The 25030-nt window shown below is 55.9% G+C and carries 21 protein-coding genes; 10 read left to right on the top strand and 11 right to left on the bottom strand.

Annotation, left to right across the window (positions count from 1 at the left end; all coding sequences use genetic code 11):
• Positions 1–223: 223 nt before the first annotated feature.
• From fdhF to IMQ56_RS17530, 3 genes are all read left to right on the top strand, one after another.
• Positions 224–2371, top strand: coding sequence for a formate dehydrogenase subunit alpha (gene fdhF, locus IMQ56_RS17540; protein WP_196064106.1), 2148 nt, complete (start codon positions 224–226; stop codon positions 2369–2371).
• 321 nt (positions 2372–2692) lie between these two features.
• Positions 2693–2845 carry a Hok/Gef family protein gene (locus tag IMQ56_RS17535; protein ID WP_023295770.1) on the top strand — a complete coding sequence of 51 codons (153 nt, stop codon included), beginning with the start codon at positions 2693–2695 and terminating at the stop codon, positions 2843–2845.
• Between the two features lie 121 nt (positions 2846–2966).
• Positions 2967–3641, top strand: coding sequence for a tetratricopeptide repeat protein (locus tag IMQ56_RS17530; protein WP_047056454.1), 675 nt, complete (start codon positions 2967–2969; stop codon positions 3639–3641).
• A gap of 80 nt (positions 3642–3721) precedes the next feature.
• Here IMQ56_RS17530 and gltP read toward each other — a convergent pair whose 3' ends face one another.
• The gene (gene gltP / locus IMQ56_RS17525) at positions 3722–5035 is read right to left on the bottom strand and encodes a glutamate/aspartate:proton symporter GltP (protein WP_015570199.1); all 1314 of its coding nucleotides are present in this window, start codon (positions 5033–5035) and stop codon (positions 3722–3724) included.
• A 423-nt stretch (positions 5036–5458) separates the two neighbouring features.
• Here gltP and acs point away from each other — a divergent pair, with 423 nt between their 5' ends.
• The 3 genes from acs to actP all read left to right on the top strand — a co-directional run bounded on the left by acs (position 5459) and on the right by actP (position 9506).
• Positions 5459–7417 (top strand): acetate--CoA ligase, encoded by a 1959-nt coding sequence (gene acs / locus IMQ56_RS17520; RefSeq protein ID WP_045907627.1) that lies wholly within the window; start codon positions 5459–5461, stop codon positions 7415–7417.
• A gap of 128 nt (positions 7418–7545) precedes the next feature.
• Positions 7546–7860 carry a DUF485 domain-containing protein gene (locus tag IMQ56_RS17515; RefSeq protein WP_017382635.1) on the top strand — a complete coding sequence of 105 codons (315 nt, stop codon included), beginning with the start codon at positions 7546–7548 and terminating at the stop codon, positions 7858–7860.
• Positions 7857–9506 carry a cation/acetate symporter ActP gene (gene actP / locus IMQ56_RS17510; protein ID WP_017382634.1) on the top strand — a complete coding sequence of 550 codons (1650 nt, stop codon included), beginning with the start codon at positions 7857–7859 and terminating at the stop codon, positions 9504–9506. Before IMQ56_RS17515 ends, actP begins: the two co-directional genes overlap by 4 nt.
• Before the next feature lie 33 nt (positions 9507–9539).
• On the opposite strand, the gene IMQ56_RS17505 is transcribed toward actP, so the two are convergent.
• Positions 9540–10229 (bottom strand): LrgB family protein, encoded by a 690-nt coding sequence (locus tag IMQ56_RS17505; RefSeq protein ID WP_015570195.1) that lies wholly within the window; start codon positions 10227–10229, stop codon positions 9540–9542.
• Entirely contained in the window at positions 10222–10632 is a 411-nt protein-coding gene (locus tag IMQ56_RS17500) for a CidA/LrgA family protein (protein ID WP_017382632.1), read from the bottom strand. The genes IMQ56_RS17505 and IMQ56_RS17500 overlap by 8 nt, the downstream gene beginning before the upstream one ends.
• A gap of 102 nt (positions 10633–10734) precedes the next feature.
• Here IMQ56_RS17500 and IMQ56_RS17495 point away from each other — a divergent pair, with 102 nt between their 5' ends.
• Positions 10735–11649 (top strand): LysR family transcriptional regulator, encoded by a 915-nt coding sequence (locus tag IMQ56_RS17495; RefSeq protein WP_032103692.1) that lies wholly within the window; start codon positions 10735–10737, stop codon positions 11647–11649.
• A 36-nt stretch (positions 11650–11685) separates the two neighbouring features.
• On the opposite strand, the gene IMQ56_RS17490 is transcribed toward IMQ56_RS17495, so the two are convergent.
• From IMQ56_RS17490 to soxR, 4 genes are all read right to left on the bottom strand, one after another.
• Positions 11686–13332, bottom strand: coding sequence for a Na+/H+ antiporter (locus tag IMQ56_RS17490; protein ID WP_003860270.1), 1647 nt, complete (start codon positions 13330–13332; stop codon positions 11686–11688).
• Positions 13333–13484: 152 nt separating this feature from the next.
• The gene (ghxP, locus tag IMQ56_RS17485) at positions 13485–14834 is read right to left on the bottom strand and encodes a guanine/hypoxanthine transporter GhxP (RefSeq protein ID WP_006810466.1); all 1350 of its coding nucleotides are present in this window, start codon (positions 14832–14834) and stop codon (positions 13485–13487) included.
• Positions 14835–15131: 297 nt separating this feature from the next.
• Positions 15132–15803 (bottom strand): glutathione S-transferase, encoded by a 672-nt coding sequence (locus tag IMQ56_RS17480; RefSeq protein ID WP_017694715.1) that lies wholly within the window; start codon positions 15801–15803, stop codon positions 15132–15134.
• A gap of 356 nt (positions 15804–16159) precedes the next feature.
• Complete coding sequence (gene soxR, locus IMQ56_RS17475; RefSeq protein ID WP_003860275.1) at positions 16160–16618, bottom strand: redox-sensitive transcriptional activator SoxR; 459 nt, start codon at positions 16616–16618, stop codon at positions 16160–16162.
• 98 nt (positions 16619–16716) lie between these two features.
• On the opposite strand from soxR, the gene soxS reads away from it, so the two are divergent.
• The gene (gene soxS / locus IMQ56_RS17470) at positions 16717–17043 is read left to right on the top strand and encodes a superoxide response transcriptional regulator SoxS (protein WP_003860277.1); all 327 of its coding nucleotides are present in this window, start codon (positions 16717–16719) and stop codon (positions 17041–17043) included.
• A gap of 6 nt (positions 17044–17049) precedes the next feature.
• Here soxS and IMQ56_RS17465 read toward each other — a convergent pair whose 3' ends face one another.
• A complete protein-coding gene (locus IMQ56_RS17465) occupies positions 17050–18615 on the bottom strand; it encodes an EAL domain-containing protein (protein WP_039272016.1) in 1566 nt (521 codons plus the stop codon).
• Between the two features lie 265 nt (positions 18616–18880).
• A complete protein-coding gene (locus IMQ56_RS17460) occupies positions 18881–20281 on the bottom strand; it encodes a sensor domain-containing diguanylate cyclase (protein WP_032620549.1) in 1401 nt (466 codons plus the stop codon).
• A gap of 443 nt (positions 20282–20724) precedes the next feature.
• Between IMQ56_RS17460 and IMQ56_RS17455 the strand changes: the two genes are divergently transcribed.
• Complete coding sequence (locus IMQ56_RS17455) at positions 20725–21006, top strand: YjcB family protein (RefSeq protein WP_003860282.1); 282 nt, start codon at positions 20725–20727, stop codon at positions 21004–21006.
• A 61-nt stretch (positions 21007–21067) separates the two neighbouring features.
• On the opposite strand, the gene ssb1 is transcribed toward IMQ56_RS17455, so the two are convergent.
• Positions 21068–21598 carry a single-stranded DNA-binding protein SSB1 gene (ssb1, locus tag IMQ56_RS17450; protein ID WP_006177466.1) on the bottom strand — a complete coding sequence of 177 codons (531 nt, stop codon included), beginning with the start codon at positions 21596–21598 and terminating at the stop codon, positions 21068–21070.
• A gap of 251 nt (positions 21599–21849) precedes the next feature.
• Here ssb1 and uvrA point away from each other — a divergent pair, with 251 nt between their 5' ends.
• A complete protein-coding gene (gene uvrA, locus IMQ56_RS17445; RefSeq protein ID WP_003860287.1) occupies positions 21850–24672 on the top strand; it encodes an excinuclease ABC subunit UvrA in 2823 nt (940 codons plus the stop codon).
• Positions 24673–24675: 3 nt separating this feature from the next.
• Here uvrA and IMQ56_RS17440 read toward each other — a convergent pair whose 3' ends face one another.
• A complete protein-coding gene (locus IMQ56_RS17440) occupies positions 24676–25029 on the bottom strand; it encodes an MmcQ/YjbR family DNA-binding protein (protein WP_017382628.1) in 354 nt (117 codons plus the stop codon).
• Position 25030: the final 1 nt, after the last annotated feature.

Genomic DNA, 25030 nt, shown 5'->3' with positions numbered 1-25030 from the left:
GAACCATTCTGCCGCTGGCTCCAGCCGAATTGTTTTTTACGTGACGGAAATTCAATCCATGTCACATCCCCTGCCCTTTCGACACGTCAATTTTGACGATTGGCTGTTTTTCGTCAGGGTTTTGCCCCGCAAAGGGTCGTAAAGTCAGGAAATACCCATAGTAAAAACATGGCATAGAAGCTGCATATTGGGCAGGTAAGAACTGTTTAACTGGAGCAAAGTGATGAAAAAAGTCGTCACGGTTTGCCCTTATTGTGCCTCAGGTTGCAAGATCCACCTGGTGGTCGATAACGGCAAAATCGTCCGGGCGGAAGCGGCGCAGGGTAAAACCAATCAGGGCACGCTATGCCTGAAAGGGTACTACGGCTGGGATTTTATTAACGATACCCAAATCCTCACGCCGCGCCTGAAAACCCCTATGATCCGCCGCGAGCGCGGCGGCAAGCTGGAAGCCGTCTCCTGGAATGAAGCGCTGGATTACGTCGCCACGCGCCTCAGCGCCATCAAGGCCAAGTATGGCCCGGATGCGATTCAGACCACCGGCTCCTCACGCGGAACCGGGAATGAAACCAACTATGTGATGCAAAAATTCGCGCGCGCCGTTATTGGTACCAATAACGTCGACTGCTGCGCTCGCGTCTGACACGGCCCATCGGTTGCAGGTCTGCACCAGTCGGTCGGTAACGGCGCAATGAGTAATGCCATCAATGAGATAGATAACACCGATCTGGTGTTCATCTTCGGCTATAACCCAGCGGATTCTCACCCTATCGTCGCGAATCACGTTATTCGCGCCAAACAGAACGGGGCGAAAATCATCGTCTGCGATCCGCGTAAAATTGAAACCGCGCGCATTGCGGATATGCACATCGCACTGAAAAACGGCTCGAACATCGCGCTGTTGAATGCGATGGGGCATGTCATTATTGAGGAGAACCTCTACGACCAGTCGTTTGTCGCGAGCCGTACGGAAGGGTTTGAAGAGTATCGCAAGATTGTCGAAGGCTATACGCCGGAGTCAGTAGAGGCGATCACCGGCGTCAGCGCGCAGGAAATCCGCCAGGCGGCGAGGATGTACGCCGGAGCGAAAACCGCCGCCATTCTGTGGGGCATGGGCGTGACTCAGTTCTACCAGGGTGTGGAAACCGTGCGCTCGCTCACCAGCCTCGCCATGCTGACCGGCAATCTGGGTAAAGCGCATGTGGGCGTGAACCCGGTGCGTGGTCAGAATAACGTGCAGGGTGCGTGTGATATGGGCGCGCTGCCGGACACCTATCCGGGCTACCAGTACGTCAAATTCCCGGAAAACCGCGAGAAGTTTGCGAAGGCCTGGGGCGTGGAAAGTCTGCCGGCACACACCGGGTATCGCATCAGCGAGCTGCCGCACCGCGCGGCGCACGGTGAAGTACGTGCGGCCTACATCATGGGTGAAGATCCGCTCCAGACCGACGCCGAACTGTCCGCGGTGCGCAAAGGCTTTGAGGATCTGGAGCTGGTGATTGTTCAGGATATCTTTATGACCAAAACCGCGGCGGCGGCGGATGTGATTCTCCCGTCGACGTCCTGGGGCGAGCATGAAGGTGTCTATACGGCGGCAGACCGCGGCTTCCAGCGCTTCTTCAAGGCCGTCGAGCCGAAGTGGGATCTGAAAACAGACTGGCAAATCATCAGCGAAATCGCCACCCGCATGGGCTACCCGATGCACTACAACAACACCCAGGAGATCTGGGACGAGTTGCGGCATCTGTGCCCGGACTTTTATGGGGCAACCTATGAAAAAATGGGTGAGCTGGGCTACATCCAGTGGCCGTGCCGGGATGAATCAGAATCCGATCAGGGGACGTCATACCTCTTTAAAGAGAAGTTCGACACCCCGAACGGGCTGGCGCAGTTCTTCACCTGCGACTGGGTCGCGCCGATCGATAAGCTCACCGACGAGTATCCGATGGTGCTCTCCACCGTGCGTGAAGTGGGCCACTACTCCTGCCGCTCCATGACCGGCAACTGCGCCGCGCTGGCGGCGCTGGCGGATGAACCGGGCTACGCGCAGATCAACACCGCCGATGCCGAACGGCTCGGTATTGAAGATGAAGCGCTGGTGTGGGTGAACTCGCGTAAGGGCCGCATCATTACCCGCGCGCAGGTCAGCGACCGTCCGAACAAAGGGGCAGTCTATATGACCTACCAGTGGTGGATTGGCGCCTGTAACGAGCTGGTGACGGAGAACTTAAGCCCGATAACCAAAACGCCGGAGTATAAATACTGCGCCGTAAACGTGGAGCCCATTGCGGATCAACACGCTGCGGAACAGTATGTGATCGACGAATATAACAAGCTGAAAGCCCGCCTGCGTGAAAGCGCAATGGGATGAAGCCGTAAATTAATCACTGACTAAATGGGGTGAGATATTCACCCCATTATTATTTCTGGCATCGCTATTAATTACATCTATATATATTTCTGAAGACGTCTCGCAGAAAAAATGTAATTTGCGCGAAAATTAATTACATCTTTGCATTTTAATTCAGCGAGATAAGATATGCGGCGGGTGCTTAAGACTTTCTGTCTTGAGCATTGTTGAGGGACAGAAAGTGGAAAGCCCCGGGAAATTTGCATTTACCCGAGGCTACCCCTCAACAACCAACAGGTTGAGAGTAGCCTCTTATTCTTTTTTTCACAAGGAGTAAAAGGCATGACGCCATTAAAAACTACGTTAGGCATCGTCTTTATTATTTGCCTGACGATAGTGATCTTTACCTTTATTACTCGCGATAAGTTATGTGAGTTTTCAATAAAGAGTGAACATCAGGAGGTGGCGGCGAAATTAGCCTGTAACGCAGGCTAACCTCTTCGGGCGGAACGCGTGTTCCGCCCGGCTTGTGGGATGCTGAGGTCTTAACGCACCCATTTTTTTCTTCTGTCGCCGCGATTATACTGCGCGGCGTGTACCCAGATGATAAGAATCCATGAAAACCCTTTTTCTGATGTTGTTATTTTTAACCGCGTTTGCCCATGCCGATGAGATAGGCAGCCAGTATAAAAAGCAGGCTGAAGCGGGCGATGCGCGCGCGCAGTATTATCTTGCCGATACCTGGTTCAGTTCCGGCGACAGCGCGCAGGCGGCGCTGTGGGCGGAAAAAGCGGCAAAAGGCGGTGATGTCGACGCCATGGCGCTGCTGTCGCAAATCCACTTTTCGCAGGGCGACTATGCGCAGGCTAAAGCCCTGGCCCAGCAGGCAAACATTGCGGGCAGCAAACACGGCGCGATCATGCTGGCGCGGGTGCTGGTGAACACGCAGGCGGGCAAAACCGACTACCCGCAGGCCATCGCACTGCTGCAATCGGCGACCGAAGACATCGATAGCGACTCGGCGGTAGACGCGCAACAGCTGCTGGGGCTGATCTATGCCAACGGCGTTGAAGTCCCTCAGGATGACGTGCAGGCCGCGTCGTGGTTCAAGCGGAGTTCGGCTCTGTCCCGGACGGGCTATGCGGAGTACTGGGCAGGAATGCTGTTCAGGCAGGGTGAGAAAGGCTTTATCACACCGAATAAACAGAAAGCGCTTTACTGGTTAAACCTGAGCTGTACCGAAGGGTTTGATACCGGGTGTGAAGAGTTTGATGCGTTGAGCGGGGAGTAACGTGCCGGGTGGCGGCTTCGCCTTACCCGGCCTACAAAACCCGTAGGCCCGGTAAGCGCAGCGCCACCGGGCTTAGAATGTTACTGGTCAGCCGTTTTATCAAAACGACCCAGCACCTCGCGTTCATACGCCAGCGCTTTTTTACGGTCGAACTTGTGTTCCCACTTGGAGATTACCAGCACCGCCAGCGCATTACCCACCACGTTCAGCGCAGTACGCGCCATGTCGAGGATACGGTCCACACCGGCAATAAACGCCAGGCCTTCCAGCGGAATACCGACGCTGCCCAGCGTCGCCAGCAGCACCACGAAGGAGACGCCCGGCACGCCTGCGATGCCTTTTGAAGTCACCATCAGCGTCAGAACTAGCACGATCTCCTGCCACAGCGACAGGTCAATGCCGTACAGCTGCGCGATAAAGATTGCCGCAATACTCTGATACAGCGTCGAACCATCCAGGTTAAAGGAGTAGCCCGTTGGCACCACGAAGCTGGTAATGGACGCCGGCGCACCGTAGGCCTCCATCTTCTCAATGATACGCGGCAGCACGCTCTCGGAGCTTGCCGTGGAGTAGGCCAGAATCAGCTCATCCTTCAGGATGCGGATCAGGATCCAGATGCTGAGCCCGCACAGGCGCGCCACAATGCCCAGCACTACCAGCGCGAAGAACAGAATCGCGAAGTGCACCAGAATCACCAGCTTCGCCAGCGGCCACAGGGAGGCAAAGCCGAAGTTCGCTACGGTTACCGCAATCAGCGCGAATACCCCGACCGGCGCATAACGCATCACCATGTGGGTAACTTTGAACATGGTTTCGGAGACAGATCGGAACACGGTGACCAGCGGTTCACGGTGCGTCGCGGGCAGGGAAGAAAGCCCCAGACCAAAGAGTACCGAGAAGAAGATGATCGGCAGCATCTCGCCCTTCGCCATGGACGCGATAATGTTGGTCGGCACCAGCGAGAGAATAGTCCCCATCAGTCCATGCGAATGGCTCTGCACATCGGCGGTTGTGCTTTGGTATTTCGAAATATCCACCGTCGCCAGCTGCGACATATCGATCCCGGCACCAGGCTGGAACACATTCGCCAGGGTGATGCCAAGAACGATGGCAACCGTGGTGATCACTTCGAAATAGAGAATAGTTTTAACGCCGATGCGGCCTAACTGTTTCGCATCACCGACACCCGCGATACCGACCACCAGCGTCGAGATCACAATCGGCACAACAATCATCTTGATCAGATGAATAAAGATATCGCCCGCAGGGGAGAGAAGGTTCGCAATCAGCCACTCGCGGCTGTCGCTATGATAATGGAGGTAACTGCCCAGCAAGATGCCCAGCACAAGGGCCAGCAGGATCTGCCAGGCCAGGCTGACTTTCAAATTTTTCATAGAAACTGACTTCCTCAATGAAATCTCCGTACCATCAAAACTGCATGAATATGGAGACATACTGAAAGGGTATGAATTGTGTTGCGTTGGTTTATGGGATTTTTTAACGCGCCGTATGAGTATCATTTGCACGGCATGCTGCGCAAGCCTTAAAGAACAAGGCATTTCACTGCAAAAAGTGTCATTGACGGCAATTTATAGCAATTCGCATAAATAACCATTTGTTATACAAAATATTTTCACTTCAAAAAAGTGAATAATTCTTCAGGTGAATTATTTCCCTTCAAAGTTTCATTCGCTCAATTTTCATACTCTTCAGACATTGCGTGATCTGTCGCCCAAATACTAAACAAAGCTTGTAAAGCCCCTACTATTAACGTTTTTGCGACATATTATTAACATCTTACAAGGAGAAAAAAAGCCATGAGCCAAATACACAAACACGACATTCCCGCAAACATTGCGGACCGTTGCCTGATAAGCCCGGAGCAATACCAGGAGAAATACCAGCAGTCCGTTTCCAGCCCTGACGCGTTCTGGGGTGAGCAGGGCCACATCCTCGACTGGATCAAACCTTATCAGAAGGTAAAGAACACCTCTTTCGCGCCGGGCAACGTCTCCATTAAATGGTATGAAGACGGCACGCTGAACCTGGCGGCGAACTGCCTGGACCGCCATCTTGCTGAACGCGGCAACGAAACGGCCATTATCTGGGAAGGCGACGATGCCTCTCAGAGTAAACATATCACCTATAACGAACTTCATCGCGACGTGTGCCGCTTTGCCAACGTGCTGCTGGCCCAGGGCATTAAAAAAGGCGATGTGGTGGCGATCTATATGCCAATGGTGCCGGAGGCCGCCGTGGCCATGCTGGCCTGCGCGCGCATCGGTGCGATCCACTCCGTTATCTTCGGCGGTTTCTCGCCGGAGGCGGTTGCCGGGCGTATTGTCGACTCGAATTCGAAGCTGGTGATCACCGCTGACGAGGGCGTGCGCGCCGGGCGCGGTATTCCGCTGAAGAAAAACGTTGATGAAGCGCTGAAAAACCCGAACGTGAAATCCATCAGTAACGTCATTGTCTTCAAACGCACGGGCGGCAAAATCGACTGGCACGAGGGGCGCGACCTGTGGTGGAGCGATCTGATTGAAAACGCCAGCGACCAGCATCAGCCTGAAGAGATGAACGCGGAAGATCCGCTGTTTATCCTGTATACCTCCGGCTCCACCGGTAAGCCGAAAGGCGTACTGCATACCACCGGCGGCTATCTGGTTTACGCGGCCACCACTTTTAAATACGTTTTCGACTACCATCCGGGCGACATCTACTGGTGTACCGCCGACGTGGGCTGGGTCACCGGTCATAGCTACCTGCTGTACGGCCCGCTGGCCTGCGGCGCAACGACGCTGATGTTTGAAGGCGTACCGAACTGGCCGACCCCGGCGCGTATGTGCCAGGTGGTTGATAAGCATCAGGTCAACATTCTCTACACCGCGCCAACGGCGATCCGCGCGCTGATGGCGGAAGGCGATAAAGCCATCGAAGGGACCGACCGCTCTTCCCTGCGTATCCTCGGCTCCGTGGGCGAGCCGATCAACCCCGAAGCCTGGGAGTGGTACTGGAAGAAGATCGGCAACGAGAAGTGCCCGGTGATGGATACCTGGTGGCAGACCGAAACCGGCGGCTTCATGATCACCCCGATGCCGGGCGCCACGCAGCTGAAAGCCGGTTCGGCCACCCGTCCGTTCTTCGGCGTGCAGCCTGCGCTGGTGGACAACGAAGGCAATCCGCAGGAAGGCGCTACCGAGGGCAACCTGGTGATCGTCGATTCCTGGCCTGGCCAGGCGCGTACCCTGTTCGGCGACCATGAGCGCTTCGAGCAGACCTACTTCTCGACCTTCAAAAACATGTACTTCAGCGGCGACGGCGCGCGCCGGGATGAAGACGGTTATTACTGGATCACCGGACGCGTGGACGACGTGCTGAACGTTTCCGGCCACCGTCTGGGTACGGCGGAAATTGAATCTGCGCTGGTGTCGCATCCGAAAATTGCCGAAGCGGCGGTTGTCGGCATTCCTCACAACATCAAAGGCCAGGCGATCTACGCCTACGTCACCCTGAACCACGGCGAAGAGCCGTCGCCAGAGCTGTATACCGAGGTGCGCAACTGGGTGCGTAAAGAGATCGGCCCGCTTGCCACGCCGGACGTACTGCACTGGACCGACTCGCTGCCGAAAACCCGTTCCGGCAAGATTATGCGCCGTATCCTGCGCAAAATCGCGGCGGGCGACACCAGTAACCTCGGTGATACCTCAACGCTGGCCGATCCTGGCGTGGTGGACAAACTGCTCGAAGAGAAGCAGGCCATCGCAATGCCTTCCTAGTGTTTTCTCCCTCTCCCCGTGGGAGAGGGCCGGGGTGAGGGCATCAGACCGCACCTTCCTCCCCTCACCCTCTCCCCACAGGGGAGAGGGGATAAAACAAACCAACCTTACTTCTGGAGAACTCTGTGATGAATAACGATATTTGTCAGCAGATAGAGAATAGTGCGCACTACAGGGAGCTCGTCGAAAAACGGCAACGGTTTGCCTTCATCCTTTCCATCATCATGCTGATTATCTACGTCGGCTTTATTCTGCTGATCGCCTTTGCGCCGCACTGGCTGGGCACCCCGCTGCATGAGGGTACCAGCGTCACGCGCGGTATTCCGATTGGGATTGGCGTGATCATCATTTCGTTTGTGCTCACGGGTGTGTACGTCTGGCGTGCGAACGGTGAATTCGATCGTCTTAACAGAGAAGTTCTGCGCGAGGTAAAAGCATCATGAAGCGAGTCCTGACGGCGCTAGCCGCCACACTTCCCTTTGCTGCCCATGCGGCAGATGCCCTTACCGGCGAGGTTCAGCGCCAGCCAACCAACTGGCAGGCGATTATCATGTTCCTGATTTTCGTGGTGCTGACGCTGTATATCACCTACTGGGCGTCGAAACGCGTACGCTCCCGTAACGATTACTACACCGCGGGCGGCAATATTACCGGCTTCCAGAACGGGCTGGCGATCGCGGGGGACTTTATGTCCGCCGCCTCGTTCCTTGGGATCTCCGCGCTGGTGTATACCTCAGGGTATGACGGCCTGATCTACTCCCTCGGGTTCCTGGTGGGCTGGCCAATCATTCTGTTCCTGATTGCCGAGCGCCTGCGTAACCTGGGGCGCTATACCTTTGCTGACGTCGCCTCCTATCGCCTGAAGCAGGGGCCGATTCGTACCCTCTCCGCCTGCGGTTCGCTGGTGGTGGTGGCACTCTATCTGATCGCCCAGATGGTCGGCGCGGGCAAACTGATCGAGCTGCTGTTCGGCCTGAACTACCACGTCGCGGTGGTGCTGGTCGGCGTGCTGATGGTGATGTACGTCCTGTTCGGCGGCATGCTGGCCACCACCTGGGTACAGATCATCAAAGCGGTACTACTGCTGTTCGGCGCCAGCTTTATGGCCTTTATGGTGATGAAGCACGTCGGGTTCAGCTTCAATAATCTGTTTACCGAAGCGATGGCGGTCCACCCGAAAGGGGAAGCGATCATGAGCCCGGGCGGGCTGGTGAAAGATCCGATATCCGCGCTCTCGCTCGGTCTCGGCCTGATGTTCGGTACCGCTGGCCTGCCGCATATCCTGATGCGTTTCTTCACGGTGTCAGATGCGCGTGAAGCGCGTAAAAGCGTGTTCTACGCTACCGGGTTTATGGGCTACTTCTACATTCTGACCTTTATCATCGGCTTCGGCGCAATCATGCTGGTGGGGGCAAACCCGGCGTTTAAAGACGCGGCGGGCGCGCTTATCGGCGGTAACAACATGGCGGCGGTGCATCTGGCCGACGCGGTGGGCGGCAACCTGTTCCTCGGCTTTATCTCTGCCGTGGCCTTTGCCACCATCCTCGCGGTGGTTGCAGGGCTGACGCTGGCCGGCGCGTCGGCGGTTTCGCATGACCTCTACGCCAACGTTTTCCGCAAAGGCGCGAGCGAGCGCGATGAGCTGAAAGTCTCCAAAATCACCGTGCTGGTGCTGGGCGTCGTCGCCATCCTGCTGGGGATTTTGTTCGAGAAACAGAACATCGCCTTTATGGTCGGGCTGGCCTTCTCGATTGCGGCAAGCTGTAACTTCCCGATCATTCTGCTCTCCATGTACTGGTCAAAACTGACCACCCGTGGGGCGATGATCGGCGGCTGGCTGGGCCTGCTGACGGCGGTGATTCTGATGATCCTCGGCCCGACCATCTGGGTGCAGATCCTCGGTCACGAAAGCGCTATCTTCCCGTATGAATACCCGGCGCTGTTCTCCATTGCCGTGGCGTTTATCGGGATCTGGATCTTCTCTGCCACCGATAATTCACCGGAGGGTAACCTGGAGCGTGAAAAATTCCGCGCCCAGTTTATCCGCTCGCAAACCGGCCTGGGCGTTGAGCAGGGCCGCGCGCACTAAGCCTTTTCTCCCCGGTCGCTCTGGCCGGGGAGCTTAAAACATCACCCACGCCACCAGCGGCGCAATCAGCACCATCGTGACGCCCGAAAGCATCATCACCAGGCTCGCGACCACGCCCTCCTGCTGTCCCAGCTCATACGAACGTGCCGTCCCCGCCCCGTGCGACGCCGCGCCAAACCCCGCGCCTTTCGCCATCCCTTCGCGAATGGAAAGCCGCAGAAACAGCACATCCCCCACTGCCATGCCGAAGACGCCCGTCACCACCACAAACAGCGCCACCAGATCCGGCTGGCCACCGAGCGGTTTGGCGGCTGCCAGCGCAAACGGCGTGGTCACCGAACGCACCGCCAGGCTGCGCTGGATTTCATCCGACAGGGTAAACAACCGCGCCAGCCAGACCGAACTGCACACCGCCACCACCGTCGCGGTGACGACACCCGCGCTGAGCGACATCCAGTGGCGTCTGATAATGGCGAGGTTGTCATAAACGGGTACGGCGAAGGCGATGGTCGCCGGGCCGAGCAGCCACAGCAGCCAGTGGGATTCGCCAATGTAGTTCTGCCAGGAGATATGGCCGAAGACCAGCATCAGCACCAGCAGTATCGGCGTAAAGACCAGCGGCATCAGCGGCAGCGCGCGAAAGCGGCGATACAGGCGCTTGTTGGCAAAGTAGATGACGACTGTCGCAATCAGGCACAGCACGCTTATCTGAAAGTTAGTCATGCTTCTGCCTGCTGATTTCAAAGCGATACACTTTATCCACCACCCAGGCGGTGGCGCCCAGCACCATCATCGTGCTCAGGGCGATAACCGCAAAGATGCGCCAGCCGTCGACCATCAGCAACTGGGCATAATTCACCACCGCCACCACAGCCGGCACAAAGAACAACAGCATCTCCGCCAGCAGCCAGCGTGCGCCGGCCCGCACCCAGCTAAGGGGCAACGCGCGACAGAGGATCAGCGTCAGCAACAGCACCATCCCCACCAGGTTGGCGGGTAAAGGCAGATGCAGCCAGTCGACAAGATATTCCGCGAAAACAAACAGTCCCGCGTAGAGCAGTACCTGAACCGGTACCTGGAGTCGTTGCACAACGGCAGGCGTAACACGGCTTAACGCCACGGCCATGGGGGTTTTCCTCAGAAATGAGACGAGGTGCCAGTATAGTGAGCGTACGGTATCGACTGAAATGAATTAAAATCATCGAAGGTATAGTTTCGAGGAATAATCATGGACATAAGAACGCTGCGCTATTTTGTCGAGGTGGTTCGCCAGCAAAGTTTTACCCGCGCAGCGGAGAAGTTATTCGTAACCCAGCCAACCATCAGCAAGATGCTGAAAAACCTCGAAGATGAGCTGAACTGTACCCTGCTGATCCGCGACGGGCGCAAGCTGCTGCTGACCGATACCGGTCGCGTGGTGTTCGAGCGCGGGCTGGCAATTCTGGCGGAGTTCCGCCAGCTGGAGGCCGAGCTTGGGGACATCAACCATCTGACAAAAGGGCTGCTGCGGCTCGGTATTCCGCCGATGGTCGGCATGATGATGGCCGGTCCGATAAGTCTGTTTCGTCAGCGCTATCCCGGCGTGGAGCTAAAAATTTCTGAATTTGGCGGCCTGACCGTGCAGCAGGCGGTGATGAACGGTGAACTGGACGTGGCCATGACGGCCCTTCCCGTGGAGGAGGAGAGCGGCCTGGCGACGCTGCCTCTGTTCAGTCACCCGCTGTGCGTGCTGGTGCCGCGCTCCGGCGACTGGCTGAAGATTGAGTCAGTAAAACCCGAGCTGCTCGGCGAACACCCGCTGCTGATTTACAACGAAGATTTCGCCTTAAGCCGCCAGCTGATGGCGCTGTTTAACCAGCATAACGTGAAGCCGCGCATTGCGGTGCGCAGCGGCCAGTGGGATTTTCTGGCGGCGATGGTACAGGCGGGCGTGGGGATTGCCATTCTGCCGCAGCCGATCTGCGAGCGGCTGGATAAAAATACGCTGCGCTGGATCCCGCTGGAGAGCGACCTGCACTGGCAGCTGGGGATGATCTGGCGTGAAGGGGTCTATCTGTCGCACAGCGCGCAGGCGTGGTTGCAATGCTGTGAGGGGTTTTGGGTACCCTCTCCCACAGGGAGAGGGTACCGATCGAGCACGTAGGCCCGGTAAGCGCAGCGCCACCGGGCAATTACAGCGCTACTGATTCTCAATCAACAACGCTTCCAGCAGATCCAGATCGTGCAGCAGCTTTTGCAGCGTCTCGTTGCTGATCTGCCGCGTGGCGCGCAGGTGATACAGCTCGGCACGCTCGGAGCGCAGCGCCGCCAGGCGGAAACGGCGTTCGAGGTTCTCTTCCTGCAACGAACTTTCCACGTCGTTACGTCCGTCAGCACGGCGACGCAAATTACCGATCACGCGTGAACTGACTTCCTTCAGCAGCTGGTTATCAATGTTCTCTTCGGCATCGGCGGCCAGACGCTCCTCCATCTTCTCGATGGCGACAATCGCCACTTCCGCCGTCGCCGCACGGGCAATCCGCTCTTCTTTGTGCTGTTGCGAGGAGTCCCCTGCGTCAATATGTTGCAGCAGAATCGGCAGCATAATCACGCCGACAAACAGGGAGAAGAGGATCACGCCCGCCGCCAGGAACACCAGCTCGTAGCGCGCCGGGAAGACGTCACCCGTCGGCAGCAGCAGAGGAATGGAGAGCACACCAGCAAGGGTGATCGCCCCGCGCACGCCCGCGAAAGAGGCAATCAGCAGCTCGCGCGTGGTCCACGAGCCGAACTCCATCGGCTTTTTGGTCAGGAAGCGAACGCTGAATTTCTTCATCGTCCACAGCCAGCCGAAACGCACCAGCATCAGCGCAAGGTAGATGAGCACGATATCGGTAAACAGCATCCAGACTTCAACGTTTGGATCCGCTTCGGCTGCAATCAGCGAGGATTCCATAATGCCCGGCAGTTGCAGACCCAACAGCAGGAACACCATGCCGTTAAACACAAACTCGAGCATGGCCCAGGTACTGTTCGCACGCAGGCGCATCGCCAGCGGCGCGCGGCGCATAACGCCGGAGCGGGTGATGGTCATCCCCGCGGCTACCGCCGCCAGAATACCCGACACGCCGATGTGTTCGGCAATCAGGTAAGAGGCAAACGGCAGCAGGAACAGCAGGACGATCTGCGTAGCGGGTTCGTCGCCACCCCAGCGGCTGAGGAAGCGCAGCGAGCGTCCGTACAGCCAGCTCACCACAAAGCCCGCGAGGATACCGCCAATCGCCACCTTGAAGAATTCCAGGGTCGCACCGCCGACGGTAAAGACCATGGTGCCCATGGCAACCGCCACGGCAAACTTCAGGGCGACCAGGCCAGAGGCGTCGTTCATCAGCGCCTCGCCCTGCAAAATGCCCATGATTTTCTTTGGAATGCGCCCTTCGCCCACAATGCCGGACAGCGCCACGGCGTCGGTAGGCGACAGCACGGCGGCCAGCGCAAAGGCGGGTATGAGCGGGATCCCCGGTACGGCCCAGTAGATCAGGAAACCAATCCCGACCACGGTGACCACCACCAGCGCCAGCGCCAGGCCGAAGATCTCTCGCCCGTGCTCCAGAAATTCGCGCGTCGGCGTTTTCCAGCCATCGGCAAACAGCAGCGGCGGGATAAACAGCACGAGGAACAGTTCCGGATCGAACTCCACGTGCAGACCGAACGTCGGCCACGCCAGCAGCGCACCGATAGCTATTTGCATTAAAGGCAGGGGGACCTGGAAGGGCAGTACGCGTGTAACCACCCCGGATAATGAGACCACAAGGGTCATGATGAGTATTGTGAAGAAAATTTCCATGCGTTCCCTGTTTGCTGTGTTTCTTATATGCCAAACCTGAGGCGTCGTGCCTCTTATTCTATCCTCTCCAGAGTAACGTAAAAGGCAACAGGATGAGTCCTGAAAATAAAAACGGGCGGCCTGAGCCACCCGTTTTCGCATAAAAAGTCAATTCAGATGGCCCAGCCGCCCGCGTAGAACGCAACCAGCGCAACGGCGATGACCACGGTACCGATGTTCAGCTTACGCCACTCACCGGAGACCAGACGCCCAATCACCAGCGAGGCGAAACCGATCATAATGCCAGTCACGATGTTACAGGTCAGCACGATGAATACCGCAGTGATCAGGCCTGACATGGCATCAACAAAATCCGCGAAATCGATTTTCGCCACGTTGCTCAGCATCAGCAGGCCGACGTACATCAGCGCAGGTGCGGTCGCGTAAGCCGGCACCAGATAAGAGAGCGGAGAGAGGAACAGGATCAGCAGGAACAGCACGCCAACGGTGATGGCCGTCAGGCCGGTTTTACCGCCTGCCGCCGTACCCGCTGCGGACTCAATGTACACCGCCGCAGGCGCCGCACCTACCAGGCCAGAGAAAACGCTGCTCAGGGAGTCGGTGGTCAGCGCTTTGCCGCCGTCAATAATCTGTCCGTCTTTATCCAGCAGGTTGGCCTGACCGGCCACCGCGCGGATGGTGCCCGTGGCGTCAAACACCGCGGTCATTACCAGCGCCAGCACGCTTGGCAGGATCACCGGGTTCAGCGCGCCCACAATATCCAGGCTGCCAATCAGGGAGTTACCTTTGTCATCGCTCAGCGACGGCATGGCGAAAATCCCGGAGAAATGAACGGTCGGGTCGAAGATTAGGCCGACGATGGACACGCCGATAATGGTCAGCAGAATGCCGCCCGGCACTTTCAGTTTTTCCAGGCCAATGATCACCGCCAGACCCACCAGCGACATGATCACCGGGAAGCTCGCGAAGTTACCCAGCGCAACCGGCAGGCCGTCCAGCGGGTTCTTGATGACCAGACCCACGCCGTTGGCAGCGATCAGCAGCAGGAACAGGCCAATACCGATGCCGGTGCCGTGCGCCACGCCCTGCGGCAGGTTGCGCAAAATCCAGCTACGAATACCGGTTGCTGAAATTACGGTGAACAGCACGCCCATCAGGAACACGGCGCCGAGCGCTACCGGGACGCTGATATGCTGGCCCAGCACCAGGCTGAAGGCGGTAAACGCGGTCAGGGAGATGGCGCACCCGATCGCCAGCGGCAGGTTCGCCCACAGGCCCATCACAATCGAACCCACACCCGCAACCAGGCAGGTGGCAACGAAGACCGCCGCTGGCGGGAAGCCCGCTTTGCCGAGCATGCCTGGCACCACGATGACGGAGTACACCATCGCCAGAAACGTGGTCAGACCGGCAACAACTTCCTGGCGCACGGTGCTGCCGCGAGCAGAAATTTTAAACATGGCGTCAAGTGAACCGCCGGTACGCGCAGATGGCGTAGACATAGAAAACATCCCCTGAAAATTTTTATTGAAAGTCCGTAAGCGTGGTGGAGACTCCACTGCCAGCGAAACGTCAAATCCTTGTGCTGCGTTTGCGACGAAAGGGGCGTCACAAAAAAAGCAAACGTTTAGCTCCGCGCTTACAAAACGGGTGGTCAAATGTAGGCAAACGATTATCTAGCCTAATACCCGCCCTTTTCAACTGAACTTTCTCGTTTTTCGCTAAAATTGCCTCATGGCGATGAAGAATTAAGCAGAGGATGCGCAAACGTTATCGTCCATGCGCAATTTCGTTACATTTCATCCCTCGCCGGGGATTGTCAGCGGGCCGCCTTTCGCAAGCGTTGTCTGCCAGCCCGGACGTGCCTCCACTCTCTGTTTCCACGCCGCTATGTGGTCGAGATTGTCGATGCCGCCTCTCGCCAGCAGGGCGAAGAGGGGAAAACTCATCTGGATATCAGCCATGGTCAGCGTGTCGCCGGCAAACCAGCTGTTTTCGGCAAGATGATCGTTAATAAAGCGCGCATGCGTTTCCAGCTGGCGGTTGAGATACGCTTTTTGCACCCCCTGCCCCAGCGCCTTACCCAGCGTGCGCAGGCCAAACGGGACGGGTGGTTTGCCGAGGCTGTTAAACACCAGCTTCATTAACAGGAGCGGCATCAAAGACCCTTCGGCGTAATGCAGCCAGAAGCGATACTGCACTTTATGGGCGGGATCTAACGGTTTGAATCGTGACGCCGAATCGTACGTTTCCTGAAGATATTCCAGAATCGCGCCTGATTCGGCCAGCACCAGTCCGTTATCTTCCAGTACCGGGGATTTCCCCAGCGGATGCACTTTTTTGAGCGAATCCGGTGCAAGCATGGATTTCTCGCGCTGGTAGCGCACAATCTCATACGTCAGACCCAGCTCTTCCAGCGCCCAGAGGACGCGATGTGAACGAGACTGATTAAGGTGGTGGACCGTTAGCATGATGTTCTCCGGTGATTCATACTTTTTAACTATAGAAAACTGAACAACTTCACGAAAAAAATTTGGCTAAAATCTCACCGTCTCCGGTGGCAAAAACGGCGGCCGGGCATAGAATTAAAGTGTCAGTACAAACCGGAACCTCCTCCACAAGCTCGACACGAGGGGTACTGATGTCGGGGGAAACCCTCCCGTGAGCCAGCGGGATAGAGAGAAAGACAAAGACCGGAAAAAACTAAAGCGCCCTTAGTGGCGCTTTAGTTCTTTATGCTTGTTGCCGGGTGGCGGCTGCGCCTTACCCGACCTGCAAAACCGAGAGCGTAGGCCGGGTAAGCGAAGCGCCATCCGGCAAACACCTCTCAATCCTCCTCCAGCAACCGCGCCCCCGTTCCCTGCTCGCCCAGCCTGTCACCCGGGTTACGTAGCGGACAATCGCTGCGTGATAAACACCCGCAACCAATGCAGCCGTCCAGCTCATCGCGCAGGGCCACCAGCGTGTGAATACGACGATCCAGCTCTTCTCGCCACTGGGACGACAGCTGCTTCCACTCCTTCGCGCTCAGCGAGTGCCCTTCCGGCAATACGCCGAACGCGTCACCGATGGTGGCCAGAGGAATGCCGATACGTTGCGCAATTTTGATGATCGCCACGTAGCGGAGCACATCGCGGGTATAGCGCCGCTGGTTTCCGGCGTTACGGATACTTTTTATTAACCCTTTGCTTTCATAGAAGTGGAGCGCCGACACCGCCACACCGCTTCGCTTAGCCACTTCACCGGGGGTTAACAGCGCTTTGATGCGCGGTAATCTCTTTTCCATAAAACCTCTTTACCTCAAGTTAACTTGAGGAATTATACTCCCCCGCAGAGAAAACGACGAATCAACCAGGACAGATGTCTCCACAGAGGGGTAACCTTATGTCGCATCAGCAAATTATTCAGACACTTATTGAATGGATTGATGAACATATCGACCAGCCGTTGAACATTGATGTGGTCGCTAAGAAGTCGGGCTATTCGAAATGGTATTTACAGAGAATGTTCCGCACCGTAATGCATCAAACGCTGGGTGATTACATTCGCCAGCGCAGGCTCCTGCTGGCGGCGCAGGCGTTACGCTCAACGCAGCGGCCCATTTTTGATATCGCAATGGATCTGGGCTATGTGTCGCAGCAGACCTTTTCCCGCGTCTTCCGCCGCGAGTTTGACCGTACGCCGAGCGACTACCGCCATCAGCTCAATTAATGCGTGTTAACGCAAGGGTTGCTGCTGCCAGGCCATAAATGCCTGGGGCGGCATCGCTTTCGCGAAGTGCCATCCCTGACAATACTGCACGCCACGCTTCAGCAACCAGCTCACCTGCTCCCCCGTCTCGACCCCTTCCGCAATGGTTTTCAGCCGCAGGCTTTGCGCCATCTCAATGATGTGCTCGGCAATCAGGTGGCTGGTGCTGTTGGTGGTTAAGGTATCGATAAAGGATTTGTCGATTTTCAGGATATCGACGTTCAGCGAATAGAGGTTATGCAGGTTAGAGTAGCCGGTTCCGAAATCATCAATCGCCACTTCATACCCCGCCTGGCGAAACGCCTGAATGACCGGCGTGGTTTTTGGCACGTCAATAAACCCCCGCTCCGTCACCTCAATTTTGATTTGCTGCGCGCGAACCGAGTAAAAGCGGGCTTTGTCGGAGATCAGGGCGATAAGACGCGAAGAGTGAAAATCCGACGCCGACAGGTTAATCGAGACATACAGACCGGGATGAGCGGCAAGAAAATGGCCCAGATCGCTAAACACCTCCTCCACGACGTAATCCGTAATGCGCTCAATCATCCCCTCTTTTTCTGCCAGGGGAATAAATTCCGCCGGGCTCATAACCTGACCGTTGAATCCAGGCCAGCGCAACAACGCCTCTGCCCCCACGCACTGGTTATTTTTAATATCAATAATGGGCTGATAATGGACGCACAGCTGGCGTTTATTCAGCGCCCGGTGCAGAAGTCGGCCAGGCGAATTGAATTCACGGTGTGTACGCGACCACACCAGCAGAATAATAATGCTGCAAATTATCCCCAGCGGTAGCGTCAGGGTGGCCTGATGATAAAGCGTTTTATAAAAACGGGCGCTGGAGGTTGAAACGATGGCCGCAATCGGCCGCTGCCCGGATTTCACGATCGTATAAAAACGGTCACCTTTCTGAAAAGTCGTTTCCTGATGTCGAAGCATCGAATGCAATAAAGAAATATTGGCTTTCTGGCTTACAGAAAAGAATGCATTGCTGACGGTGTCATACACCCCCCACGACAGGGAACGATCGTCTGACATCACCTCACTGTACGAAAGCGGGTTGACCACTGCGACATAATTTCCGCGCTGCATATATATCATTTTATAACCATCAAAAAATGGCGTATCGCGAAAATAATAGATAGCAACGTCGGGTTTACGTGTGTAATTGGCAGCGGGAATGGTGTAAGGATGATCCGGCGTAAAAAGGGTCGAGCAGAGAAACGACTGGCCTTCAGCATAAATTAAATCGGCAACAAAAAGACGACCGCGGGAAACGTTCAACATATATTGACGATGCTCCGGCGTACACACTTTTCCCTGATATTTTTCCGCGTCTTCCCGGGCCAGATCAACCTGTTGAATAACCCGTTCAGTTTTGTTTAAAGCAAGTTCAGCAAACGTGCGCAGCTGGGCGCTGATTTCCGACACGGCTCTAAGCTGGGCAAACCATAGCGCAAGCATCACCGGCAGCATAACTACCATGATAATCCCGACCACTTTGAGCATGTTGCGCAGCGCGCTACGATTCATTTCCCGCTCTGTATCCCTGCATGTTGTACGCCTGTAGCAATGAAGACCGGCTGCTTTGATAAACAGGTGATTACGTTGCATGAATCATGGGAAGTTAGCAACTGACTTTTGGTATTAAAAATCCTAAAATTCGTGATGCCGATAATATTTTCCCGTAAGCCAAACTAAAAGTATTCATTTCGTTTCTGATAAGGAAAATAATTACCCGCGACAGGTGTGGAAAATTCGCTGGCTGAAATAGCCTGCTCTTTGTTCTTATGCTGATTTATAAATAATCAGACGCCAGGACCGTTTTTCCTCTTCCCGTACGCTTGGCGTCATATAATGCCTTATCGGCACGCATCAGTATGGCAGAAGTATCCCGTTGCCCCTGACAGACTTCAACCACCCCGGCGCTGAAAGAGAGTACCAGCGTTTTATCGCCCACACGCAGCGGTTTTGAGATCAGCGCGGCACGCAGCCGGGAAGAGAGCAACGTAGCGGCCATACCATCCGTGTGCGCCAGCAGAAGAACAAACTCTTCGCCCCCCACCCGTCCCAGCGCCGACCCGGCCGGGCTCACCTCGCGAATACGGTCGCAAAAGTGGATCAATGCCGCATCGCCAACCTGATGTCCCCACCGATCGTTGATCTGCTTGAAATGATCGAGATCGAACATCAGGAGACAGAAGTGGCTACTGACATCCTGCGGCGAACTGGCTGCCAGCGCTATTTTGAGACGCTGTAAGATTGTCGAGCGATTCAGACAGCCCGTCAGATCGTCCGTGGTGGCTTTGACGGTCAGCTGCTGTTCTGCTTTTTTACGTTCGGTGATATCCAGGCCAATGTTGAGAATGGAGTTATCCGGCAAAAGGATGTTTGACCAGAGAATGGTTAACTGCGTCCCGTCTTTACGCACCGGGTGCCATTCGTACATATCCTTAAGTGGTGCGAAACGAACCGACTCCTGCACGCGCTGTCGCTCCTCAGGATCCGGGTAAAACAGGGCCAGCGGATCGGGATGCTCGCCGATTTCAGTCATACTCCAGCCAAAGACTTTTTCGCATTCGGCATTCCACAATACACACCGGTTATGCCTGTCAAAGGCGTTCATTAATACCGGAGCACGCTCAAATAAGGTTTTATATTGCGTGACGACGCGCTGCATTTCCTGCGCCGTTTTTTCCCGCACGATGATGTCATCAAAATAATCTTTTAGCTTCTCAACCAATACCACCACGATATTTTTCAATATCGGCAACGAGGTCAGTTTTTCATTAAAAGCCAAAAAGAAATAACCACTGCACTGTCTGCCATGCGCTGAGAATTTACACAGCACGCCGCTTTGCAGCCGCGCATAGCCTGGGTGCTGAGGGGAAAATACCGCCCGGCCAATATGCTCTTTCCAGTAGATCACCCGCCAGGCGCGGTGATGCCGCTGCAACAGGGTGCTGGCAAGAAAATCCGCCACGTTAAAGGCGTGACACGTCACGTCGCCGGCACAAACCACGCGCGGCCCGTCTGCGGATTCGACACTGACCCATGAGAGATTTGCCCCCAGTGCGCTGTTGATAATTTCCAGCATTTCAACCGGCGAACACTGCGCGTTAAGTTGCGGCATCAGCTTCGCCAGGGCGTGCAGCGCCTGCATGCTGTCGTTAATAATCTCGCGTCTTTTTTCTTTCATTATCTTTTCGCAGGTCATTAATCGAGAGAGCAACCGCAATAATTCATATCTGAATTAAAGAATAAGACCACGAAATCAAAGAGCATGCTGAGTGTAAAACAAAGAATACAAAATCCAAAAAAATCAATTAATTCAATGCGATGAATTATTTTTGCGGGTACATTTATTGTTCCAGACAAGCATAATCCATAGATATACTGCTGTAAACGCTATACAGCCGATGGCGTTTTGCAAAGGTTTTGCTATCTGAATGAATTAAAAATAAAAATTCCGACCAGACGCGGATATGAGCGACGACGATATATTTTCCCCGGCAATAATCCCACTTTTACCTCACGCGGATACTGGCGAATAAAACAGCAAATGTGATATAGTTCACACATCTTATGTAACGAGAAACATTGTTTCATTCCAGTTCGTCTGTTTTGTCGAGGATGGGTTTTATGGCAACCATTACCACCAGCATGGTGCTCCTGCGCTGGCCGTTGTTGAGCGCGGTTTTGATGTTCCTGGCCAGCACGTTAAACATTCAGTTTCGAAAGTCCGACTACGCAGGTCTTGCTGTGATTAGCACCCTGTTAGGGTTGGGCGCCGCATGCTGGTTCGCGACAGGTTTGCTTGGCATTACGCTGGTAGACATTGCCGCCGTCTGGGAAAACATTAAAGTGGTGATGGTTGAAGCCATGAGCCACACTCCGCCAGACTGGCCGATGGTGATTACCTGATAGCCTGTTATAAAAAAACCCAGACACTGTCTGGGTTTTTTGTTTTTCACGCGTCTGGATATCAGAACGGGATATCGTCGTCGAAATCCATTGGCGGTTCGTTAGACGGTGCCGGAGCAGACTGCTGCTGCGGACGGGACTGCGCGCCGCCGCTGAACTGGTTGCCGCCCTGAGGCTGCTGAGGCTGACCCCAACCACCCTGCTGCTGATTCTGACCGCCACCTGCCGGTGCGCCACCGCCCTGACGGCCACCCAGCATTTGCATGGTGCCGCCCACATTCACCACCACTTCCGTGGTGTACTTCTCAGCGCCGGATTGGTCGGTCCATTTGCGGGTACGCAGCTGGCCTTCGATATAGACCTGAGAACCTTTACGCAGATACTCACCGGCCACTTCGGCCAGTTTGCCAAACAGCACAACGCGGTGCCATTCGGTCTGCTCTTTCATTTCTCCGGTCGCTTTATCACGCCAGGATTCGGAAGTAGCCAGCGTAATGTTGGCAACTGCGCCACCACTCGGCATGTAGCGTACTTCCGGGTCCTGGCCCAGATTACCGACGAGAATCACCTTGTTTACGCCTCTGCTGGCCATGTTCGTGTCTCCTGAATACGTTTCTTAATAGTGTAAACGCGCGAGTGTACCATTTCCATGCTGCACTTTGATAGTTGCGTAGCACGTTCCAGAGTTCTCCCGCGAACTCGACATTGTTACACAGTGAATCAGAAAATGCATTCCAATACTGTATATTCAAACAGGTCATTTTGTGTCATAATTAGCCGTTTCTGACAGCCGTTTGTCCTTCAAACAAATCAGGCAATCCGTGTTCCAACCGGGAAAGGTGAATGGATAAGATCGAAGTTCGGGGCGCCCGCACCCATAATCTCAAGAATATCAACCTCATAATCCCTCGCGACAAACTCATCGTCGTGACCGGGCTTTCGGGGTCTGGCAAATCCTCACTGGCTTTCGACACTTTGTATGCCGAAGGACAGCGTCGTTACGTTGAATCGCTCTCGGCGTACGCGCGTCAGTTCCTGTCGCTGATGGAAAAACCGGATGTCGACCACATTGAAGGGTTGTCCCCTGCTATCTCCATTGAGCAGAAATCCACATCGCATAACCCGCGCTCCACGGTCGGTACCATTACCGAAATCCATGACTACCTGCGTCTGCTGTATGCGCGCGTGGGCGAGCCGCGCTGCCCGGATCACGATGTCCCGCTGGCGGCACAAACCGTGAGCCAGATGGTGGATAACGTGCTGTCGCAGCCGGAAGGCAAACGCCTGATGCTGCTGGCGCCGATCATTAAAGAGCGTAAGGGCGAGCACACCAAAACGCTGGAGAACCTGGCAAGCCAGGGCTATATCCGCGCCCGTATCGACGGTGAAGTGTGTGACCTGTCCGATCCGCCAAAGCTGGAGCTGCAAAAGAAACACACCATCGAAGTGGTGATTGACCGCTTTAAGGTACGTGAAGATCTGGCGACGCGTCTGGCGGAATCCTTTGAAACGGCGCTGGAACTCTCTGGCGGCACGGCGGTGGTGTCAGACATGGACGATGCAAAAGCGGAAGAGCTGCTCTTCTCCGCCAACTTCGCCTGCCCGATTTGCGGCTACAGCATGCGCGAGCTGGAACCGCGCCTGTTCTCGTTCAACAACCCGGCGGGCGCGTGCCCGACCTGTGACGGCCTGGGCGTTCAGCAGTATTTCGACCCGGACCGCGTGATTCAGAACCCGGAACTGTCGCTGGCGGGTGGCGCTATTCGCGGCTGGGATAAGCGTAATTTTTACTACTTCCAGATGCTGAAATCGCTGGCTGAGCACTATAAGTTCGACGTTGAAGCCCCGTGGGCCAGCCTGAGCGCGAACGTACATAAAGTGATCCTGTTCGGTTCCGGCAAAGAGAATATTGAGTTCAAGTACATGAACGATCGCGGTGACACTTCCGTGCGTCGCCACCCGTTCGAAGGGGTGTTGCACAACATGGAGCGCCGCTACAAAGAGACCGAATCCAGCGCGGTGCGTGAGGAGCTGGCGAAGTTCATCAGCAACCGCTCCTGCGCCACCTGCGAGGGTACACGTCTGCGTCGCGAAGCGCGTCACGTGTTTGTCGAAAACACGGCACTGCCGACCATCTCAGACATGAGCATCGGCCACGCGATGGACTTCTTCAACAACCTGAAGCTCTCCGGACAGCGCGCGAAAATCGCTGAAAAAGTGTTGAAAGAGATCGGCGATCGCCTCAAGTTCCTCGTGAACGTCGGTCTGAACTACCTGACGCTTTCCCGCTCGGCTGAAACGCTGTCCGGCGGTGAAGCCCAGCGTATCCGTCTGGCGAGCCAGATTGGCGCGGGCTTAGTCGGCGTGATGTACGTGCTGGATGAGCCGTCTATCGGCCTGCACCAGCGCGACAACGAACGCCTGCTCGGCACGCTGGTTCACCTGCGTAACCTCGGCAACACGGTAATCGTGGTCGAGCACGACGAAGATGCGATCCGCGCCGCGGACCACGTGATCGATATCGGCCCGGGCGCAGGCGTACACGGCGGCCAGGTGGTCGCGGAAGGGACGCTGAAAGACATCATGGCGGTGCCCGAGTCGCTGACCGGCCAGTACATGAGCGGCAAGCGCAAAATTGAAGTGCCGAAACAGCGCGTGGCGGCGAACCCGGAAAAAGTGCTGAAGCTGACCGGGGCGCGCGGCAACAACCTGAAGGACGTGACCCTGACGCTGCCTGTCGGGCTGTTTACCTGCATCACCGGCGTGTCCGGTTCCGGTAAATCGACGCTGATCAACGATACGCTGTTCCCGATTGCGCAGACGGCGCTGAACGGCGCGACGCTGGCCGAGCCTGCGCCGTACCGCGACATTCAGGGGCTGGAGCATTTCGACAAGGTTATCGACATCGATCAGAGCCCGATTGGCCGTACGCCGCGTTCCAACCCGGCGACCTATACCGGCGTCTTTACGCCCGTACGTGAACTCTTTGCCGGCGTGCCGGAAGCGCGTTCACGCGGCTATACGCCAGGCCGTTTCAGCTTTAACGTGCGCGGCGGCCGCTGTGAAGCGTGCCAGGGCGACGGCGTAATCAAGGTTGAGATGCACTTCCTGCCGGATATCTACGTGCCGTGCGACCAGTGTAAAGGTAAGCGTTATAACCGCGAAACGCTGGAGATTAAGTACAAAGGCAAGACCATCCACGAAGTGCTGGATATGACCATCGAAGAGGCGCGCGAGTTCTTTGACGCCGTCCCTGCGCTGGCGCGTAAGCTGCAAACCCTGATGGATGTGGGTCTGACCTATATTCGTCTGGGGCAGTCAGCGACAACGCTGTCCGGCGGTGAAGCGCAGCGCGTGAAGCTGGCGCGTGAGCTGTCCAAACGCGGTACCGGTCAGACGCTGTATATTCTGGATGAGCCGACCACCGGCCTGCACTTTGCGGATATCCAGCAGCTGCTGGACGTGCTGCACCAGCTGCGCGATCAGGGCAACACCATCGTGGTGATTGAGCACAACCTGGACGTGATTAAAACCGCTGACTGGATTGTCGATCTCGGCCCGGAAGGCGGCAGCGGCGGCGGTGAAATCCTCGTCTCCGGTACGCCAGAGACCGTTGCAGAGTGCGAAGCCTCGCACACCGCGCGCTTCCTCAAACCGTTGCTGTAATCGTCACACGGAGAGCTGCTGTCGGATCGTTTCCGGCAGCAGTTCAACCGCCTGTAGATACGACGCATCCACCAGGTAGTAAATTTGCGAATCTGGCAGCGAGCCGTCGAGAAACACCGTACTCCAGTGCGCTTTATTCAGATGCTTACTTGGCCTGACATCATCGTGCTGCTGGCGCAGTAAGTCGGCCAGTTCCGGACTGGTTTTCAGTGATGCCGCAGGCCGCGCATCCACCTCTTTCACCATCGCGAACAGCACATCACCCACTTTGATCTGCGTGGCTTTCCAGTCGCTGTGAACGCTTTGTTCCGCACCCGGCTTGCTCATGCAGTACTGAAGTATCTCCGAAATTGTCATC

Origin of the sequence: Enterobacter sp. Res13-Sevr-PEC09-46, from assembly GCF_015672585.1 — a bacterium.
Classification (GTDB): domain Bacteria; phylum Pseudomonadota; class Gammaproteobacteria; order Enterobacterales; family Enterobacteriaceae; genus Enterobacter; species Enterobacter hormaechei_C.
The sequence above is the reverse complement of the archived record's forward strand: the minus strand, read 5'-3'. Positions and strand labels throughout refer to the sequence as shown.

Coding starts and splice junctions, on each gene's coding strand:
- acs (WP_045907627.1), top strand. CDS start 5,459: ATGAGCCAAATACACAAACACGACATTCCCGCAAACATTGCGGACCGT.
- IMQ56_RS17460 (WP_032620549.1), bottom strand. CDS start 20,281: ATGAAAGAAAAAAGACGCGAGATTATTAACGACAGCATGCAGGCGCTG.
- IMQ56_RS17505 (WP_015570195.1), bottom strand. CDS start 10,229: ATGACTAACTTTCAGATAAGCGTGCTGTGCCTGATTGCGACAGTCGTC.
- IMQ56_RS17465 (WP_039272016.1), bottom strand. CDS start 18,615: ATGAATCGTAGCGCGCTGCGCAACATGCTCAAAGTGGTCGGGATTATC.
- IMQ56_RS17490 (WP_003860270.1), bottom strand. CDS start 13,332: ATGGAAATTTTCTTCACAATACTCATCATGACCCTTGTGGTCTCATTA.
- IMQ56_RS17440 (WP_017382628.1), bottom strand. CDS start 25,029: ATGACAATTTCGGAGATACTTCAGTACTGCATGAGCAAGCCGGGTGCG.
- IMQ56_RS17530 (WP_047056454.1), top strand. CDS start 2,967: ATGAAAACCCTTTTTCTGATGTTGTTATTTTTAACCGCGTTTGCCCAT.
- IMQ56_RS17495 (WP_032103692.1), top strand. CDS start 10,735: ATGGACATAAGAACGCTGCGCTATTTTGTCGAGGTGGTTCGCCAGCAA.
- IMQ56_RS17515 (WP_017382635.1), top strand. CDS start 7,546: ATGAATAACGATATTTGTCAGCAGATAGAGAATAGTGCGCACTACAGG.
- uvrA (WP_003860287.1), top strand. CDS start 21,850: ATGGATAAGATCGAAGTTCGGGGCGCCCGCACCCATAATCTCAAGAAT.
- gltP (WP_015570199.1), bottom strand. CDS start 5,035: ATGAAAAATTTGAAAGTCAGCCTGGCCTGGCAGATCCTGCTGGCCCTT.
- ssb1 (WP_006177466.1), bottom strand. CDS start 21,598: ATGGCCAGCAGAGGCGTAAACAAGGTGATTCTCGTCGGTAATCTGGGC.
- actP (WP_017382634.1), top strand. CDS start 7,857: ATGAAGCGAGTCCTGACGGCGCTAGCCGCCACACTTCCCTTTGCTGCC.
- soxS (WP_003860277.1), top strand. CDS start 16,717: ATGTCGCATCAGCAAATTATTCAGACACTTATTGAATGGATTGATGAA.
- ghxP (WP_006810466.1), bottom strand. CDS start 14,834: ATGTCTACGCCATCTGCGCGTACCGGCGGTTCACTTGACGCCATGTTT.
- IMQ56_RS17500 (WP_017382632.1), bottom strand. CDS start 10,632: ATGGCCGTGGCGTTAAGCCGTGTTACGCCTGCCGTTGTGCAACGACTC.
- IMQ56_RS17455 (WP_003860282.1), top strand. CDS start 20,725: ATGGCAACCATTACCACCAGCATGGTGCTCCTGCGCTGGCCGTTGTTG.
- soxR (WP_003860275.1), bottom strand. CDS start 16,618: ATGGAAAAGAGATTACCGCGCATCAAAGCGCTGTTAACCCCCGGTGAA.
- IMQ56_RS17480 (WP_017694715.1), bottom strand. CDS start 15,803: ATGCTAACGGTCCACCACCTTAATCAGTCTCGTTCACATCGCGTCCTC.
- IMQ56_RS17535 (WP_023295770.1), top strand. CDS start 2,693: ATGACGCCATTAAAAACTACGTTAGGCATCGTCTTTATTATTTGCCTG.